The sequence below is a fragment of the Psychrobacter sp. TB55-MNA-CIBAN-0194 genome (genome assembly GCF_040309505.1).
GTDB lineage: Bacteria > Pseudomonadota > Gammaproteobacteria > Pseudomonadales > Moraxellaceae > Psychrobacter > Psychrobacter fozii.
Map to the genome: position 1 here is coordinate 1 of NZ_JBEOOW010000204.1, position 278 is coordinate 278.

Consider the following 278-nt stretch of genomic DNA (forward strand, 5'->3'; position numbering starts at 1 on the left):
ATATGTTTTTTCGTAGTGACTATAAGCGAGTTTATTTGATCCTAATAGCAACCATGCTAGTTGATTTAGATCATCTTCTAGCGACACCTATCTTTTCGCCCAATCGTTGTAGTATTAATTTCCATCCGCTACATACTTATTATGCGATGGCAGTATATGCGGGCATGTTGTTTTTACCAAAGCCCTATAAGATAATTGGTTTAGGGTTATTACTGCATATGTTGACTGATTTAAATGACTGTATAATGACCTATATTAATTGTCCACAGTGTTTTAGT

At 34.5% G+C, this 278-nt stretch carries 1 protein-coding gene; it reads left to right on the forward strand.

Annotation, left to right across the window (positions count from 1 at the left end):
• Positions 1-2 precede the first annotated feature (2 nt).
• Positions 3-278, forward strand: a 276-nt coding sequence (locus tag AAEY75_RS14835; protein ID WP_352259997.1) for a DUF6122 family protein, incomplete at its 3' end; no start/stop codon positions are given.